The sequence below is a fragment of the Balneolaceae bacterium genome, from assembly GCA_034521445.1.
Lineage (GTDB): Bacteria > Bacteroidota > Rhodothermia > Balneolales > Balneolaceae > JAXHMM01.
The window spans coordinates 218,347-235,997 of sequence record JAXHMM010000017.1; the positions used below are offsets into that span (position 1 = coordinate 218,347).

The 17,651-nt window shown below is 60.9% G+C and carries 15 protein-coding genes; 8 read left to right on the forward strand and 7 right to left on the reverse strand.

Features of this window, described 5'->3' with window-relative positions; genetic code table 11:
* Positions 1-29 precede the first annotated feature (29 nt).
* Positions 30-1,406, reverse strand: coding sequence for a serine hydrolase (locus U5K31_14865; protein ID MDZ7774003.1), 1,377 nt, complete (start codon positions 1,404-1,406; stop codon positions 30-32).
* An 81-nt stretch (positions 1,407-1,487) separates the two neighbouring features.
* Between U5K31_14865 and U5K31_14870 the strand changes: the two genes are divergently transcribed.
* The 4 genes from U5K31_14870 (at position 1,488) to msrB (ending at position 4,910) form a co-directional block, all read left to right on the forward strand.
* Positions 1,488-2,405, forward strand: coding sequence for a cation diffusion facilitator family transporter (locus tag U5K31_14870; protein MDZ7774004.1), 918 nt, complete (start codon positions 1,488-1,490; stop codon positions 2,403-2,405).
* A 1-nt stretch (position 2,406) separates the two neighbouring features.
* Positions 2,407-3,561: a P1 family peptidase gene (locus tag U5K31_14875; GenBank protein MDZ7774005.1), complete on the forward strand. Its 1,155-nt coding sequence runs from the start codon at positions 2,407-2,409 to the stop codon at positions 3,559-3,561.
* The gene (locus U5K31_14880) at positions 3,558-4,256 is read left to right on the forward strand and encodes an acyloxyacyl hydrolase (GenBank protein ID MDZ7774006.1); all 699 of its coding nucleotides are present in this window, start codon (positions 3,558-3,560) and stop codon (positions 4,254-4,256) included. Before U5K31_14875 ends, U5K31_14880 begins: the two co-directional genes overlap by 4 nt.
* A gap of 84 nt (positions 4,257-4,340) precedes the next feature.
* Positions 4,341-4,910, forward strand: a complete 570-nt coding sequence (gene msrB / locus U5K31_14885; protein ID MDZ7774007.1) for a peptide-methionine (R)-S-oxide reductase MsrB — start codon at positions 4,341-4,343, stop codon at positions 4,908-4,910.
* Positions 4,911-4,929: 19 nt separating this feature from the next.
* Here the strand turns inward: msrB and U5K31_14890 are convergent, their stop codons facing one another.
* Positions 4,930-5,463 (reverse strand): PH domain-containing protein, encoded by a 534-nt coding sequence (locus U5K31_14890; protein ID MDZ7774008.1) that lies wholly within the window; start codon positions 5,461-5,463, stop codon positions 4,930-4,932.
* A 78-nt stretch (positions 5,464-5,541) separates the two neighbouring features.
* Positions 5,542-7,050 carry a sodium-dependent transporter gene (locus U5K31_14895; protein ID MDZ7774009.1) on the reverse strand — a complete coding sequence of 503 codons (1,509 nt, stop codon included), beginning with the start codon at positions 7,048-7,050 and terminating at the stop codon, positions 5,542-5,544.
* 259 nt (positions 7,051-7,309) lie between these two features.
* Between U5K31_14895 and U5K31_14900 the strand changes: the two genes are divergently transcribed.
* From U5K31_14900 to U5K31_14915, 4 genes are all read left to right on the forward strand, one after another.
* Positions 7,310-10,291 (forward strand): DUF2723 domain-containing protein, encoded by a 2,982-nt coding sequence (locus U5K31_14900; protein MDZ7774010.1) that lies wholly within the window; start codon positions 7,310-7,312, stop codon positions 10,289-10,291.
* Positions 10,292-10,390: 99 nt separating this feature from the next.
* Complete coding sequence (locus U5K31_14905; GenBank protein MDZ7774011.1) at positions 10,391-10,846, forward strand: hypothetical protein; 456 nt, start codon at positions 10,391-10,393, stop codon at positions 10,844-10,846.
* A 4-nt stretch (positions 10,847-10,850) separates the two neighbouring features.
* Positions 10,851-11,315 carry an rRNA maturation RNase YbeY gene (gene ybeY, locus U5K31_14910; protein MDZ7774012.1) on the forward strand — a complete coding sequence of 155 codons (465 nt, stop codon included), beginning with the start codon at positions 10,851-10,853 and terminating at the stop codon, positions 11,313-11,315.
* A gap of 32 nt (positions 11,316-11,347) precedes the next feature.
* Positions 11,348-12,523 (forward strand): DUF445 family protein, encoded by a 1,176-nt coding sequence (locus tag U5K31_14915; GenBank protein ID MDZ7774013.1) that lies wholly within the window; start codon positions 11,348-11,350, stop codon positions 12,521-12,523.
* A 10-nt stretch (positions 12,524-12,533) separates the two neighbouring features.
* Here the strand turns inward: U5K31_14915 and U5K31_14920 are convergent, their stop codons facing one another.
* The 4 genes from U5K31_14920 to U5K31_14935 form a co-directional block, all read right to left on the reverse strand.
* Complete coding sequence (locus U5K31_14920; protein MDZ7774014.1) at positions 12,534-13,349, reverse strand: carbon-nitrogen hydrolase family protein; 816 nt, start codon at positions 13,347-13,349, stop codon at positions 12,534-12,536.
* A 160-nt stretch (positions 13,350-13,509) separates the two neighbouring features.
* A complete protein-coding gene (locus U5K31_14925; GenBank protein ID MDZ7774015.1) occupies positions 13,510-14,844 on the reverse strand; it encodes an amidohydrolase family protein in 1,335 nt (444 codons plus the stop codon).
* A 26-nt stretch (positions 14,845-14,870) separates the two neighbouring features.
* A complete protein-coding gene (locus U5K31_14930; protein ID MDZ7774016.1) occupies positions 14,871-16,274 on the reverse strand; it encodes an amidohydrolase in 1,404 nt (467 codons plus the stop codon).
* A gap of 25 nt (positions 16,275-16,299) precedes the next feature.
* Positions 16,300-17,649, reverse strand: coding sequence for a hypothetical protein (locus U5K31_14935; protein ID MDZ7774017.1), 1,350 nt, complete (start codon positions 17,647-17,649; stop codon positions 16,300-16,302).
* Positions 17,650-17,651: the final 2 nt, after the last annotated feature.

The window sequence follows — 17,651 nt, forward strand, 5'->3', positions numbered from 1 at the left end:
CCAGGGGAGCCAGGGGCGTGCGGGTCGGTTCAATTTCCTCCCATGCGCTCAGCGGTGATTTCCTGGCCGTTTTGATATAAAGTCAAGGAGTCGGCCGGCTCGGATTTAGCGCCATAAAATTCGATTTCCGCGGGTACGACCCGGTAGAAGAAGCGGGTCTCGGAGTCGGCAAAGACCCGGTGCTCGGGCTGCCCCGGCAGCTGTACCCTGAGCCCTTCTTCATGAAGCCTGACCTTAAAGATCAGTCCCTGGGGTGTACGGTAGGTACCGGCATAAGACCTGAGACGTTCGCGAGGGACTTCCTCTGTGCGGCGGACTTGCCGCAGCTCATTACGCCGGTCCAGCAAATGGAGCCCCAGATCATTAATGTCGCCCGTCCCGTTACTCAGAATCACGGCCCCGGTCCCGTCTTCCTGGTTGAAACCCGCAAAAGCACGGAATCCTCCCGTACCGCCGCCATGCCAGAAAATGGTATCGGCTTCGGTCGAGATAAACCAGGCCAGGCCCATCTCCTGATGGTGAGACCGGTCGGGTGAGAAATAACTTCGGCGGGTCATCTCGGCAGCTTCTTCCAGGGACCCGGGCCCCGACCCTGAAACCGCTGAAAGGTATGCGGCCATGTCCTTAGTGGATGACCTAAGTCCCCCGGCTCCTGCCAAAACCCCCAAATTCCACGCCTTTACAAGGCGCCCGTAGCTGGTAGGACGAGCCTGGAGAGTAGTGTCAGATGGAGACAGGGAAATTCCGGTCTGCTGCATGCCGATTTGCCGGCTGATCATATCGCGAGCAAGCTCTTCATAACTTCTCCCGGCATGGCGCTCCAGAATATGTCCGAGCAGTCCCATTCCCAGGTTGGAGTAGGCATAGGCGTTTCCAGGCGAATGCTGAAGTGTCGCTCCTTCAAGATAGCGATAGAGCTTGCTCACAGTATAATCTGCATAAGGATCGGCAGGATCGCGCGGTGAGAGATTGGAAGGCAGCCTGGACAGCCCAGAGGTATGGGTGGCCAGATGCTCCAGCCTAATCGGCTGGTCCTGAGTGCCGGGCAGGTCCAGGCTGTCCGGAAGAAACGCTGAAATGGGATCATGCAGGTTCAGTTCTCCCTGGCGGTCCATCTGTGCAAGCAGCAAGGCTGTGAAGGTTTTGGTGACGGACCCAATTTCGTACACGGTGCGCTCGTCAACAGGTTGTTGCTTGGATGGTCCGCGGTGTCCCATGGAATAAAATGTGACCTCTCCCGAACGGTCGAGGTAGGCCATGCTGATGCCAGTGAAATACCCCTCCTGCAGGCGAAGTTCGAGGGTGTCTTCCAGTCCGCTGAAAGGAGCCGGTTGCGAGGCGGCTACCACAGGCAGCAGCAATATCATTATGATGATAGGACATCTGATCAGGCGAGTGAAATTCATGGTCGACTTCTTTTTATAGCTTGATAATTTTCACTAGTATTGCCTTCGAAGTACACGAATTCGAGCTCTTATTGTTATTCTATGGCCTCAGGATCCAAAAAAGTCATCTACGCCGCCCTGGTCGGCAACGGACTCATCGCCATCACCAAATTCACGGCCTCCTTCCTTACCGGGAGCTCGGCCATGCTCACCGAAGGCATCCACTCGGTCGTGGACACCGGCAACCAGGTACTCCTGCTGCTGGGACTCAAGCGGGCTAAAAAGCCGGCCGACGCCACCCACCCCTTCGGCCACGGCAAGGAGATCTACTTCTGGAGCTTTGTGGTGGCCATCACCATTTTTGCCGTGGGGGCCGGCATCTCGATCTACGAGGGGATACACAGCATCATGGATCCCCACATCATTACCAATCCCATGCCCAACTACATCGTGCTGGGACTGGCCATGGTCTTCGAGGCCTTCGCCTGGTTCTTTGCCTGGCGGGAATTCGAGAAACAGCGTCGCGGACGAGGCTACGTGGAGACCATCCGCAAGGAGAAGGATCCGGTCACCTTCGTGGTGCTTTTCGAAGACTCCGCCGCCATGCTGGGCCTGATCGTGGCTTTCCTGGGCATCGCGGCGGCGCAGTGGACCGGTAATCCCGTCTACGACGGAGTGGCCTCGGTGTTCATCGGCGGCATCCTGGCCATCACCGCGGGCTGGCTGGCCTGGGAAACCAAGGGACTGCTTATAGGCGAGAGCGCCGACCCGCGCATCGTGGAAGGCATTCGCGGCATTGCGGGTGAACACAGGGAGGTAAAGACCGTCAACGAAACCCTCACCATGCATATGGGTCCCCAGTTCATCCTGGTTAACCTGAGCCTTGATTTCCACGGGGACCTCGGCGCGGGGGCCATAGAGCAGGCCATCGCAGCCATCACCCGTGAGATCCGTGAACGCTTCCCCCGTGTAAAGCGCGTCTTTATAGAGGCCGAAGATTACAAATCCAAACCCGACTGACATGAAAAGCACCCTCTTCTGTCTGTTGTTGCTCCTGGCCGGTGCGGCGCTCTGCCCCGCCCAGCATAACCTCCGCTCCCACGGAGTGGCCATTGGCGTCATGGAGACCGGCCCGCGCAACGCCATTACCGACGTGCCCGGCGTACGCGTGGGTCACCGAACCCTCGTCCGCGGAGGAGACGTGCGCACCGGCGTTACCGCCATCCTTCCCCATGAGGGCAACCTCTTCCAGCAGAAAGTTCCCGCCGCCATCTATGTGGGCAACGGCTTCGGCAAACTGGCGGGTGTCACACAGGTGCGCGAGCTGGGCACCCTTGAAACACCCGTTGTGCTTACCAATACCCTGAGTGTACCCACGGCGGCTGACGCACTGCTGGATTATACGCTCGGTCTGCCGGGCAACGAAAACGTAGGCTCGGTCAACCCGGTGGTGGGCGAGACCAACGACAGCTACCTTAACGACATCCGCGGCCGCCATGTGGCGAAGGAGGATGTGCTGGAGGCCATTCGCTCGGCCTCCGGCGGGGCCGTCCCGCAGGGTAACGTGGGCGCGGGCACAGGCACCAGCGCCTTTGGATTCAAGGGCGGCATAGGCACCGCTTCGCGCAGGCTGCCCGCCGACCTGGGCGGATGGTCCGTCGGCGTGCTGGTGCAGACCAACTTCGGGGGCGTGCTCTCGGTGGACGGGGTGCCCGTGGGTGAGGAGCTGGGCGAGTACTACCTCAGCGGACGCCTGCAGGACTCCCCGGACGGCTCGTGCATGATCGTGGTCGCCACCGACGCCCCCCTGGGCTCCCGCAACCTGGAGCGGCTGGCCAAACGCGCCATGCTGGGACTGGCGCGCAGCGGGGGCATCGCTTCCAACGGCAGCGGGGACTACGTCATCGCCTTCTCCACAGCCGAATCGGTGCGGGTCCCCTACCGCGGCGAGGGACGCACGCAGCAGGTGGAACGGGTGCGCAACAGCGCCATGTCTCCCCTCTTCATGGCCGTCAACGAGTCCACCGAAGAAGCCATTATCAACTCCCTGTTCCACGCCGAAACCATGGAAGGACGTGACGGGCATACCGTGGAGGCCCTGCCGGTGGTCCGGGTGCTGGAGATCCTTCGCCGTCACGGCCGCCAGGTAGACGACCAGCCGGGGAACCGGCCGTGAGGCTGGCCTCCATACCCCCCGCAGCGTACACCGCGACGGCCTTGCTGTTGATCCTGCTGCCGGCCCTCGCCTCGCTCCTCCAAGCCCAGCACGGGGATGCCGTAATGGCCATGGAGAGCGAAAAAGACGCCGCAGAACCAACGGCGGACCGCGAGCGCGCTCCCGGCCTGCGATGGATACGCGGCGAGCCCCACATGCATGAATTTTCCATCTGGGGCGGCTACGCCTACGACTCGCACAGTCTCATCGGGGAGACCGACGATGTGACGCTGGGCGTGGGCGGGGGACGCTACAACCTCCGCCTGCTTCGATGGCGCCGCCACCTGGTGGAGTACTCCGCCGAGGTGAGCCTGTTCACCCGCTACCGATGGCCCGACGACGGCCGGCAGCGCCAGCTGGGCGGCGTGGGTATCTCCCCCCTCGGCCTGCAGTTAAATTTCATCAGCGACCGCGCGCTGCAACCCTATCTGCGTTCGACCGCCGGACTGATGTTTCTCGAAGCCCCCTTTCCCGACGACCGCGGCACCAGGGTCAACTTCACATTCGGGGTTGGTGGCGGTGCGGAACTCTACCTCTCCGACTTCAGCTCCCTCTCGGTAGGCTACTATTTTTTTCATCTCTCCAACGGTGAGACAGGTTCGGTCAACCCGGGCATCGACTCCAGCCTGTTCATGGGTACGCTTACCCTCTTCTAAAAAAACAGCGCACTCCCACACCTCCGAATGGTTGCGCCTTGTGAACTGTTGCTTGAGAGAAACCCTGACCAAAGCCATCCCGCCATGAAAACCTTCTGGACCATTCTCGTCACCCTAATCGTGCTGGCCGGGGGCTGGCTGCTGTTGGGCATCACCGGCTTCCTGCAGCAGGGCCCCGCCGATATGACCCTGGCCGCCTCGCAGGCGGAGGCCGCCCCCGCCGATTCCATCACCTTCCAGAAACTGGAGCTCTCCGAGGAGGCCTGGAGGGAGAAGCTCACCGACAAGCAATACCGCATCCTCCGCCAGAAAGGCACGGAAACGCCTTTCATAAATGAATACTTCGATACCACAGAGGAGGGTGTCTACCACTGCGCGGCCTGCGGGCTTCCCCTCTACAGCTCCGCACACAAATACAAATCGGGCACAGGCTGGCCCAGCTTCTGGAAACCCATCCAGGCCAACGTCGTGGAGGAACGCGTGGACAACTCCTTTTTCATGACGCGCACCGAGATCGTCTGCGCCCGGTGCGAATCGCACATCGGTCACGTCTTCAGCGACGGCCCCGAGCCCACGGGACTGCGCTACTGCATGAATTCGGCGGCGCTGACCTTCACGGCCTCCGACGAATCCACCGCCGCGGAAGGACGCTGACCGTAAACGGTATCACGCCTCAAATCTTCTTCTCGATGCGCCCCAGCGTATCGCGTATGTCGCGCAGCAGGGCGGCCGTCTCTCCCTGTTCCACACTGTCGGAGTTCGCGGCGGACAGGGAGTTGTCGGTCACCACATCGCGCTGCTCAAGTACCATCTGGCGGAAGGCGGCCGCATCCACGATGCCGATGAGCGTCAGGTCGCTGGTCCCCTGGCCGGTGTTGCCCGCCGTCTCCACCTTCAGGATGCTCAGGCCAAAGGCGCGCAGCAGAGGCCCCTCCTTGAAGGTAAGATCCTGAATTTTGTCCAGCGGTATGGTTCGTTCGATGTGAAATATAAATCCTTTTTCGAAACGCAGGGCGCGCGTGGTCAGCTCGCAGCTCAGGCGGTCAAAGTATTTGCGGATAAGGATGGGGGCGATCACCAGAATGAAAGGGATGAGCAAGATACCCGCAATGGTGGCTGTGCTGACCAGGATACTGAATACGAGCAGGTATTTTTTGATATCCGGGTTGAATTCGGCGGTGGCGAGGATTCGCGCTTGGTTGGTCATGGCGTCAGTCGGTAGGTTCCAATGGAGGCGGGCCATACTCTGGCCGCGCCCTTCGTGTACGCAGCGCGGCCGCGCAGGTTATTCGCCCGCGGAAAACTCCTCGCGGGTCTTGCCGGCCAGGCGGCGGTTATAGAAATAGAGCAGTCCCATGGCCACCCCCCACTGCAGCAACACCGTCGCCAGCGAGAAAGGGCTGAGGGGATTGAACCAGGCGTCGGTGGCTGCGCTCTGGTAGATCCACCAGGCCAGCAGGGTCACGACCTCTACAGGCACCACGTACTTGATGACTATTTCCCACCAGGGACCCAGCGTATGGTTGCTCTCCTCGATGTTCACGATCTCGCTGCGGAACTTCGAGGGACCGTATCTGATGATGGCAAAGGACATGAATGCGCCCGAGATAAGCAGGCCTACGCCCCAGACGAAGTCCTGGTTGGCCAGGAAATCGGTGGAGAGGGCCGAGGGCATGCCCAGCAGAAAGCCGGCGACGCATATTCCAGCCACGGCCTTGGTCCGGGTAACTCCCATGTCGACGAAAACGCGGCTGGCGAGTTCAATCATGGAGATCAGCGAGCTGAAGGCGGCAAAGGTGAGTCCCAGGAAAAAGAGAATGGCGAATATGGGTCCCCCGGGCATCTCGGCGAAGAGCTGGGGCATCCACATAAAGGTGAGTCCCGTACCGGCGGGGCCGGAATCCTGCATGATACCCAGCACCTCGGAGCTGCTCATGCCGCTGCCCAGGATGCCGAAGACGGTGGAGAAGATGGTCACGGCAGCCAGCAGGGAGACGATGTTGTTGCCTATGCCGGTCTGGAAGGCGCTGATGGTCACGTCATCCTTTGAGCGCATGTAGGCCGCGTAGGTCAGGATCAGTCCCCACGCCGCGCCGGTGTCCCAGGCGTTCTGGGTGAGAGCCTCGATCCAGATGGTGGGCTGGGATAGGGTGGACCAGTCGGGCGTAAACAGGTAGGCGATTCCCTCGTAGCTGCCCGGCAGGGTGACTGCGCGCACCAGGGAGATTACCACCACCAGCAGCAGGGAGGGTATGAGCACCTTGTTGATACGCTCGATGGAGGAGATGCCCTTGACTACGATGAAGCCGCCGGCGCCCATCATCAGGGCGTGGAAGACCGAAGGCAGGGCCGAACCCTGAAAGCCGTACCACACCGATTCGGCCTGCGCGACGCTGGAGGGGAGATCGGCGGCCACCGACTGGATCAGGTAATAGAGGCACCAGCCGGCGATGACGCTGTAGTAGAACATGATGGCTGTGGCCACGAAGCCGATGAAAGCGCCCATCCAGGCGAATTTCTCACCCACCAGCTTCACGAAGGAGCCGATCACCCCCTTGCGCCCGTGGCGGCCGATGCCGTATTCGGCGATGATGAGCGGGATGGAGAAAAGGAAAAGGCAGCAGATCCAGGCCAGCAGGAAGGCCCCGGCACCCTCCTGTCCCCCGTTCTGGGCTACGATGCGCGGGAAGCGCCAGATGTTGCCCGTGCCTACGGCGATGCCCAGCACACTCAGGATGAGTCCCAGTTTGGAGGAAAAAAACTGTCCGGAAGAGGAGTTGGAGGTGGATGCCATTCGTTTCCCGTGCCGATTTTTTGGAGTTAGCGCATCAAAGGTATTAAAACGTACAGCCGCTGCGGACGGCCAGCCTTTTTTTAACTATTTTTTTCATGAGAGGCAAACGGAACTGTCGGAAATATCACGTCGGACTTACCGTTAGACTTTTTCGACACTGGATGACGGGTGCCTAATTTTGATTCCACACCGCCCATGCGTATTATTGCATGCCTGACTGAAAAGCCCCTTTTTCATCGATTTAATCAACCCGCACGGAATGTTCAAGGACCACAGAACGACCAATAAATGGCTGGCCCTTTTCGTTTTTTTCGCCTCCCTCCTGCTCTACTTCTTCACCATGGCTCCCACCGCCTCGTTCTGGGACGCCGGTGAGTTTATTGCCGTGGCCCACGGACTGCAGGTGAACCACCCGCCGGGCGCCCCCTTTTACTCCCTGCTCGGGCGCCTTTTCTCCATGTTCATGCCCTCCGGCTACGTGGCCATGAGCATCAACTTTGTCAGCGCCCTCACTTCCGCACTCACCGTCATGCTGCTCTACCTTATCGTGGTGCGGCTGGTGCGCGAGTGGAAGCCGGAGGTGGACGCCATGGAGGCCATTGACAAGATGGGCATGTACGGCGGGGCCCTGCTCGGTGCCTTCACCTTTGCGGTAACTGACACCTTCTGGTTCAACGCCGCGGAGGCCGAGGTCTACGCCATTTCCATGTTCTTCACTGCCGCAGTGGTCTGGATGGCCCTCAAGTGGTCCGAACATCACCGCGAGGCCCACAACGAGCGCTGGCTCATCCTCATCGCCTACATGTTTGGACTGGCCCTCGGCGTGCACCTGCTCAACCTGCTCGCCTTTTTCTTCGTGGTGCTCATTGTCTACTTCAAGAAGCGCGAGTTTCAGTTTATGACCTTTCTGGGTGCGGGCCTGCTCTCGGTACTCTCCTTCGGCGTAATCTATCCCTTCACCATCCAGACCATCCCCTCCATCATGGACGGCATCGACCAGGCGACCTACGGCCTGATCGGACCCATTGCCTTCATGGTGCTGGTGGCCGCCCTGGTGGGCTGGGCCCTCTGGTACACGCATACGCGGAACCACCGCCTGGCCAACCTGGTGGTGCTGGCCTATACCATGATCCTCATAGGCTACTCCTCCTATGCGCTCATCTTTATCCGCTCGGTGGCCGATCCGCCCATTGACGAGAACGACCCGGAGACCATGGAGGCCTTCATCAGCTACCTTGAGCGCGAGCAGTACGGGCAGACGCCCCTGTTGACCGGCTACACCTACGACAACAGCCAGGGACGTGTGAACACCGAGGAGGAGACCTTCCTGCCCCGCCGCTACTCCCAGAATCCCCAGCACATGCAGGCCTACGCCAACTACGCCAGCGACTGGGACTATTTCTGGAGTTACCAGGTTAACCACATGTACATCCGCTATTTCAACTGGAACTTTATCGGCCGGGAGTCCGACATCCAGGACACCGGCTGGCAGGCCGGCTTCACCGAGAGTCCCTATGAGGACAATCCCGCGCATAATTCCTACTTCTACCTGCCCTTCCTGATTGGGCTCTTCGGGATGATATTCCACTTCCAGAAAGACTGGAAACGGGCGCTCTCGGTCATGGTGCTCTTTATCATGACGGGACTGGCCGTCATCGTCTTCCTCAACCAGACCCCCGACCAGCCGCGCGAGCGGGACTATGCCTATGTGGGATCCTACTTCGCATTCGCCATATGGGTGGGCATGGGAGGGGTCGGCCTTATCCAGATGGTCAAGGAGTACCTGGGACGAAATCTAGCAGCCGCTGGCGGAGTGCTGGGCCTCTGCATGCTGGCACTACCGCTCTGGATGGGCTACCAAAACTTCCATGACCACGACCGCAGCGAGCGCTATATCGCCTCGGACTACGCCTACAACCTGCTCAATTCGGTAGCCCCCAACGGTATACTTTTCACCAACGGCGACAACGACACCTTTCCCCTCTGGTACCTTCAGGAGGTAGAGGGTGTGCGCACCGACGTGCGCATCGTCTGTCTGAGCCTGCTCAATACCGATTGGTACATCAAACAGCTGCGTGACCAGTGGTCCCACGAATCCGCCCCGCTGCCCATCGACCTGACCAACGAGGAAATCGAGCAGATGACCAGCGGCTATACCCGCTACCAGCCCGACACCCTCAGCATTCCGGTTGACAAGCAGCTGCTGCGAACCGCCTTTTCCGGAGATAGAAGTTTCAAGGAAACCATCGGGGTAAAGCCTGACACCAGCCTTAGCCTCTACCGTGAAGGCGTGGACTTCGGCATACCGGTGGATTCTCTCGACAACGAGGTAAGCTGGTACCTGCAAGGTCGGCCCGCCGGAACCGACCAGCAGGGCAACGAGATCCGCTACCTTCAGATCCAGGATGAGATGATTCTGCACATCCTGCGGCAGAACCAGTGGCTGCGGCCCGTCTACTTCTCCAACACCGTCTCTTCGGGCAGCCAGCTCAACCTGCAGGACTACTTCCGTTTCGAAGGCAAGGCCTTCCGGGTGGTGCCACAGCAGCGCGAAGGTTCCAACTACGGCTGGATCGACCCGGAGTTTCACGCCAAGAGGCTCAACGACTTCCGTTTCCGCGGCTGGGACAACCCCGACATGTACCTTGATGAGAACATCCGGCGCATGCTGGGCAACTACCGCTTCAGCATCACCGAGCTGGCCGATCGCTACCGGCGCCTCGGCAACAACGAGAGCGCGGTGAAATGGCTGGACTGGGGACGAGAAAAAGTCCCCTTCCTGGAATCCAACACCGGCGATTTCGGCACGCTGGCCCTCTACGCCTACAGCTACGCACAGGCCGGAGATACCGAAGCGGCCCTGGAGCTGGTCAACAAGGGGCAGCCTGAAGCTCTGGATGAGCTCTCGCAGGTGATCAGCCGCTACGACGGCGTACAGTCTGAATACGGCGCCCTGCAGGAAAAGATCAACAACGCCCGCATGAACGCCAACATGGAGCGTCAGCGCCGGCTGAAACAGCAGATTCAGGATCTGCAGTCGCGTTTTAACAACGTGCAGCGCGACATCTCCCGCAACCTGAGTCACCTGATGCTTATGCAGCGTATCTACTACCTGGACGGAGACACGACCCTCGCCTCCCAGCTGGCCGACACCGTTAACGATATGACCACCAGCCGGGTACCCTTCCCCACCACGGAGGCGGAGAACCTGGAATACCTCGGTCAGTTCGGCCTCGATTAGGGGCCGGGCATTTCTTTTTCCGGGATTGTAATGGTATATTTGCCCGTCGGCTGCAGCCACGGGCAGAGACGGCACACAGGCTAACCAACCGCACCATCCATGGTACACCAGTTCACCAAGGAAAACATCGACGCCATCGCTAAGATTCTGGGCTCCGAAGCGAAGCCCCTGGGCGACGATGTCTTCCGGCTGGAGGTGCAGAACCCCGAGGAGGGTCGCAAGCTGGCCCTGGAAATCCACCTGGGACTGGAGGTTAACGGCGAGCCCCTCAATATGGTTTCGGTCTACGCCTCCAACACCTTCCTGCAGCTGCACAACTGCACGGCCTTCATCGCCAGCGACATGCTCAAGCAGGTCACCTTTTTCGGCCGCCAGCACGAACGCACCTCAGGCCTGATCGTTGAGCGCGGCGCCGGCTGCAGTCTCTACTCCAACGTGAGCGAGCTCATCCTCAACAGCGATTTCACCAAGCTTCCCGAGGACCTGATGATGTGCGCCATCGCCCTTTCCCTCACCGAATCGGTGGACCTGGACGACTTCTCCTTCGACGAATAGCCCCATGTCCGGCGAGTATCCGCTGCAACTGTTCAACCGAAGCGGGACCGGCGTGCCGCTGACTCCGGCCTGTGCCCGCGAGGCTGCCCGTCTCGTTGAGAAAGGCGAAAACTGCCGCTTCTCCCTTCTGGAAATTGTGTACGTGGACGAGGAGGCCATCCGTGAGATCAACCGGGAGTACCTTGACCGGACCTATGTGACCGACATCATCACCTTCCGCTACGATACGGGGGAGGAAGCCTCCCCCGCTGCCGAAACCAAGTCGGGAATTGAAGCCACTCTCTACTGCTGCGCATCCCGCATCGCCGAGCAGGCCGCCGATTACGGGGAGGGCGAGGGACGGGAATTCCGCCGCATACTGCTTCACGGACTGCTGCACCTGGCGGGCTACGGCGACGACACTCCCGCCCGCAAAAAGGAGATGACCCGCCGGGAGGAGCACTACCTGAGCATGCTGGACGACCGCTAAACCCAGGCGGCCCGATTTCGTAGTACAAGCCTATGGACAGCGACAATAACATGATACACGAGGAGGATTCCGGCGAGACAGCCCTGGCCTCGGCCCGGGAGAAAACCCGGTTCTACGCAGGCCGGCTCTGGGAGATCATCCGCCGGCACAGCCGCATCGAAGAGCTGGGCGAACAGGCGACTCCCGGCGCAAGTCCCCTGGAGCGCTACCGTCACCACCGTCCCGGCCTGCTGACCGTGCTTTCGGCCGTACCCTGGCTCCTGGCCGGGTTCTTTGCATGTTCCTTCTTCTGGGATTTTCCCGGGATGAGCTGGACGGTATGGGGCTATACCCTCACCTTCTCCGGCCTGCTCAAAATCGTCAGCGTCAGCGGACTCATCGGCTACCTCACCAACTGGCTGGCCATCACCATGCTCTTCAAGCCCGCTGAAAAGCGTCCCCTGCTTGGACACGGGCTGGTCCCCGCCCAGAAGGACCGCATCGCCTACCGGCTGGCGCAGGCGGTATCGGAAGACCTGATCAACCCCGAGATTATCAAACGGCGCATTCACGAGTCGGGGGTCATCACCCGCTACCGCGAGCAGTCCACCGAATACATCCGCGGGGTCATCGACAAGCCCGCCTTCCGCGCGGAGCTCAAGGAGTGGGTGGTGGCCTACGTAGACGAAATGATTGCCGACCCGGAGATCCGTACCGCCATGGCCCGTAAAATCATTCGCGAGATGGAGGATGCACTGGAGGGGAAGGCCATCGAGAAGGTAGCTCTCAGGGCCTACTCCTTTATTAAGGGACAGGAGATGCAGGAAATTGTCGAGGAGGCGCTGGTACGGCTTCCGGACTCCATCGAGGGCGCCCTCAACAAGACCGACGAGCTGCTCGACCGCCTCCCGGAAAAAATCGACGAGCACAGTGAGGCCATTGAAAACGTGGTTACTTCCCTGCTCTACAAGCTCATCAACCAACTGGACGTACATGCCCTGGTGGAGGATAACCTGAGAAGGTACGACGACCGGGAGATCTCCCGTATCATCCGCGGGGCTACCAACGAGCAGCTTCGCTACATCCAGTACCTGGGCGCCGTACTGGGCATGGTGGGCGGATTCGTGATCTGGGAGCCGCTGCTGAGTGTGGCGGCCCTGTTGGCGCTGGGCGGACTGGTCCTGGGCGCCGACGCCCTGCTCTACCGATACGGAAAACGTAACCCGTAGCCGGTCCTTCCTACAGCCTGCGGTGTTTCAGCGAGGGAAGGGCGCGGCGCACCTCTTCCAGGCGGACCGGGTCCAGCTCCGCGACGGCCATGCCTGTCCCCTCGGGTTTTTCGGCCGATATCTCCCCCCAGGGGTCCGCTATCAGGGCGTGTCCGAAAGTATGCCGGTTATCCCCGTGCCGCCCGTGCTGGGCGGCGGCCACCACCCAGCAGGTGTTCTCGATGGCGCGGGCGCGCAGCAGCGGGTGCCAGTGCGCCTGACCGGTGGTGCGGGTAAAGGCCGAGGGCACCAGCAGCATCTGGGCCCCGCGGTCCGAGAGCGCGCGGTAGAGCTCGGGAAAACGCAGGTCGTAGCAGACCGAAAGGCCCACAGCGCCCGTTTCGGGATCTTCCGACACCGTCGGTCCCCCCTGCCCCGGCGCGATGAAGTCCGATTCCCGGTAGGACTCTCCACCGGGCAGATCCACGTCAAACAGGTGCATCTTGTCGTAGGAGGCGCGCAGCTCCCCGTCGGGTCCCACCAGCTCCGAGCGTGCGAAGATCAGTCCCCCGGGCGCCCCATCCGGCTCGGGATAGGTGCCTCCGGCAATCCAGATATCAAATTCCGCGGATGTTTCCCGCAGGAAGGCGCGGCTGCGCGAGGCAATCTCCGCCGCCCGCCCGGCGCGTTCCTCCGGGCGCGCCATCCAGGAGAAGTTTTCGGGGAGGCAGGCCATGCGGCAGCCCTCGAAGGCGGCCTGGCGCACCAGCCGGTAGGCCTGGTCCAGGTTGTAGTCCAGGTCGGGCTGGCTGTTCATCTGCAGGGCGGCAACCTTCAAAGTCTTCAAAGTCGGAAAGTCTTAAAGTCAGAAAGTCTTGAAGTCGGAAAGTCGGGGAGTCGGTAAGTCCAGAAGTCCTAGAAGTCCTAAAGTAAGAAAGGCCGTCCCGAGAGTCACGGGACGGCCTTATATCTTTTATTCCTGTTGCGCCATGGCGCAGGCGGACGCGTCAGTTGCGCTCGCCGGCCACTCCGCGGTCCAGAAACTGCTCGTAAAGTTTCATATGGCGGTCGGTCATCGGAATCTTGAATCCCTCGATCCAGACCTGCTCCACCTGAGAAAGCGGCTCGAAGGGATCGCCGTTCACGATGAAGAGGTTCGCCTGTTTGCCCTCCTCGATGCTTCCGAGGCGGTCGCCCACGCCGAAGATCTCGGCGGGGTTAATGGTTACGGCTTTCAGCGCCTCCTCAATGCCCATGCCGTAGGTGGCGGCGTAGCCGGCGTTGAAAGGCAGGTTGCGCGTGTTCTCCACGTCACCGGCTGTGATGGCTACTTTCACGCCCGCTTCGGCCAGCTTGCCGGCGTTCTGGTAGGCGGTCTGGTAGTTGAACCAGCCGTGGCTGGGGGTACTCAGTACCGGTCCCACAACGGCGGGCAGGCCTGATTCGGCAATCTCGTCGGCCACCAGCCAGCCCTCGTCCACACCCGCCAGTATGAAGCGAATGCCGCGCTCCTCCATGGCGGTGGTCCATTCGATCACCTCCAGGATGTCGCGGGAGTCGTTCACCGCGATGGCTACAGGGATCTCCCCGTTAATAACAGGGCGCATGGCCTCCAGATCGGGCACCTTGTCGGGCTGCTCCTTGCCGGCGGGACTCTGCTCCCAGGCGTTCATCATCTCATTGTAGGCGAAGGCACGGTCCCAGTAGTCCTGTATATCCTGCACATTCTCCTCGTACTGCTCCCGTATCTGCTGCTCGGAGCGGTTGTCCCACCAGCCACCCCCCGTGGATGAGGGCCAGTCGTGCACCAGCGCCGCGCGCTGCAGCACAGCCATGGAGTCGGGTGAGTTGCCGTAAAGGTCGATGAGGGTGGCCATGCCTGGAATGGTGCCGCCGCCCGGGGGCGAAATCACCGTAGTGATGCCGTTGGTGCGCGTCACCGGGATGGCGGCGCTGTGGGGATTGATGGCGGTAAAGGCCATCACATGGGGCTTGAACTCGCCGATTTCGTTGGCGTCCACCGTTACCGGCACGGCGCTGACCTCAATCAGGCCCAGTCCCCCGGTGCCTGCGTCGATGAATCCGGGATAGATCCTTTTGCCGGCCGCATCGATGCGCTGGTAGCCGGCAGGCACGGTGACGTTCTGTCCCACCGCGGTTATGGTCTTGCCGTCGATAAGCACGGTACCGCCCTCGATCACGCCGTCGGTGACGGTGTAGATATCGGCGCCCGTGATGGCGAACTGCCCGAACTCGGGCTTCTCGGGAATCTGGGCGATGGCGGCGCCCGCCGTGAGGCAGATGGCCATCAGTGTAAGCGTTAGCTGTTTGAATGCCTTCATAGTAATGCGTCCTTTAAATTTAATTCTTACTTGGAGGAGGATTCCCCGAAGAGGTAGAACACTTCGGTGTCCCTCATGCAGGAGTCGAAGTGGCGTCCGCCGGAAATCAGCGCATTCCTGCCGGGCTCGAAGCCGGTGTGCTCATTTTCGGTGGTCGGGCTGATCTCGATGCGCATATCGTCGGGATCCTCTTCCCGGTCGAAGTATTTGACTCCGTCCACAAAGGTCTTCTCATTGATGCTGTAGATGCTCAGCGGGTGGCCGCTCCAGATGGAAACGTCGCCGTGCTTGCCCTCCTCCAGACTGCCCACCTTGTCGTCCACGCCCAACTGGTGTGCCGGGTTGATGGTGATCATGCGCAGAGCGTCGTTTTCGGAGGTGCTTCCGTAGCGTACGGTCTTGGCCGCCTCATGGTTGAGGTGGCGGATAAGCTCACCGCTGTCGGAGTTGATGCTCACATTCACATCGTTGGCATTCAGGATGGAAGCGTTGTAGGCGGTCGAGTAGTAGACCTCGAATTTGTAGGCCCACCAGTCGGCGAAGACCGAGGCGTGAGCACCATTTTTGCGCAGTTCAGTGGCCACCTTGAAGGCCTCGTTGCCATGAGTAAAGGTGTAGTTCTCCACGCCGTAGTCGTTGAAGACGCGCATGATCATGAGGATTTCATCGGCCCGATAGGAGTGAATGTGCACCAGGATTTCCCCGTTAAGGATATCTGCAACCGTCTCAAGCTGCACGTTGCGGGGCACCGGTTTGGGAGCGGGTCCGTTGCCGTTTTCGTAGGCCTCGCGTGCCGCCAGGTACTCCTCGCGGTTGCGCTCATGATCCAGGGCTTCGTCGAACTTCATGCGGATGATCTGCTCAACGCCCATCCGCGTGCGGGGCATGATGCCGCGTCCCTGTCCGTGTACACGGGTGGGATTTTCCCCCAGGGCGAACTTGATGGTGCGCGGTGCGTCCTGGAACTTGAGTCCCTCCTGGTCCTGCCCATAGCGAAGCTTGAGGGTCTCCGACTCGCCGCCGATTACGTTGGCCGAGCCGTGCAGCAGGTGGATGGAAGTCACGCCCCCGGCCAGTGCCCGGTAGATGCTGACATCGTTGGGGTCGATGGAGTCGCCCATTTTCACCTGTGCGGTGACAGGGCTGGAGGCGTCGTTGATGTCCACGCCGGCAATGTGCGAGTGCGCATCGAGGATGCCGGGCATGACGTATTTGCCGGTGGCGTCCACTACGGCCACGCCGCTGGGCGTGCTCAGGTTCTGCCCGATTTGGGTGATGATGCCGTCCTCGATCAGAACGTCGGTGTTCTCCATCACACCGTCAGTAATGGTAAGTACAGTTCCTCCCTTGATGTGGACCGAGCCGGTGGGCTGGCCGAATCCGACCGCCGTGAGGCAGGCCAGGAGGAGAGTAAGCATTAGTTTCTTCATGGCTCTGTTCATCCTTGAATGGTCATTAATCGTTGTGCTCGATGAGCGATCCGTCGGAGACGGTGTAGAGGGCCTCGGCGTCCTCGGACGTAAAGGCGTCGCTCATAACGCTGAAGCTTGCCACGCGTCCGGTGGTAAGATCACCCAGGGCCCCGGAGGCGTTCAGAATCTCCGCGGTATGTACGGTGAGCAGCTGAAGCAGCTCATCTTCGCCCATCTGCCCGTGCTCCAGCAGGGTGGCCATATGGCCCTTGAGGTCGCCCAGTCCGGTGCCCGCCGTGGCGAATCCGACCTCAACGCCGGCGTCCATCAGCGTGCGGATATTTCGCACCGCCTCGAGGTAGGCATTCCACTGTTTGTCGCGGAACTCCTGGTCGGCGTCGGTGAGCTCTTCGCCGGAGTCGCCTTCCTCCTCGTCAGAGTGCCATTCGGGCTCGTCGGGGAAGTCGACAGAGGCCAGCACGGGAATGCCGCGCCGGTTCAGCTCGTCAGCCACTTTCCAGGCGCCCAGGCCGGAGACGATGACCGCCTCGAAGCCCAGCTCATCCTGCAGCTTAAAGACGCGCTCGATATTCTCCTTGGAGTCCACCTTGAAAAAGACGCGTTGTTCGCCGTCCATGACCGGGACCATGGCCTCCAGCTGAGGCTCGTGATCGGGCGGGGAGAGCTGCGAGGCGTTGGAAGCGTAGTAGGTCTGCCAGTCGCGGTGCGCCTCGGCATCGTACCAGAGCTGATGCATCCGGGAGACCACCCCCATGGTCGTGCCGGGGAAGACGCCGTCGGAGTCCTCGAACTGCATCTGCATGCCCGTGCCCCCCATAAAGAGATCTCCGGTTTCCAGCTGCGTTTTAAGTAAGAACAGGTCGGTCTGTCCGGGGACCATATAACCTCGGGCGGCCATATTGCCAGAGGTGATTCCGTGCTGCAAGGCCGAAGCGAGGTTGTCGGAATCCATCGTAAGAACCTCGCGGGCCCGGCGGTCCGGCCGGATGCCTGCGCGCACCATGGTGGGAGAGCCGCGATAGCGCGGGGTCTCGTCGAAGTCGATGGCTTCGGGGCTGCTCCATTCGGCGTAGCCGTCCAGGAAGCCCGGATAGACGTGCAGGGAGTCACCCCCGTCGGTCACCAGGGCGTCGAAGGGAATGGTTACGTTGCTGCCCATGGCTTCGACCACCCCGCCCCGCCAGACGATGGTTCCACTCTCGACGGTGCTGCCGTCGGCGAGATGGATAGTTACGTTGTCGAAGGCCCGGGCTGGCAGACCGGAGTTGTCGTTGTCAGGTGCCTGTGACTGGGGCGGAAACTGGGCCTGGGCGGCGGCAGCCAGTCCGACCATCACAAGCAGTACAGGTAGCATGCTGAGTACTCGCTTCATGT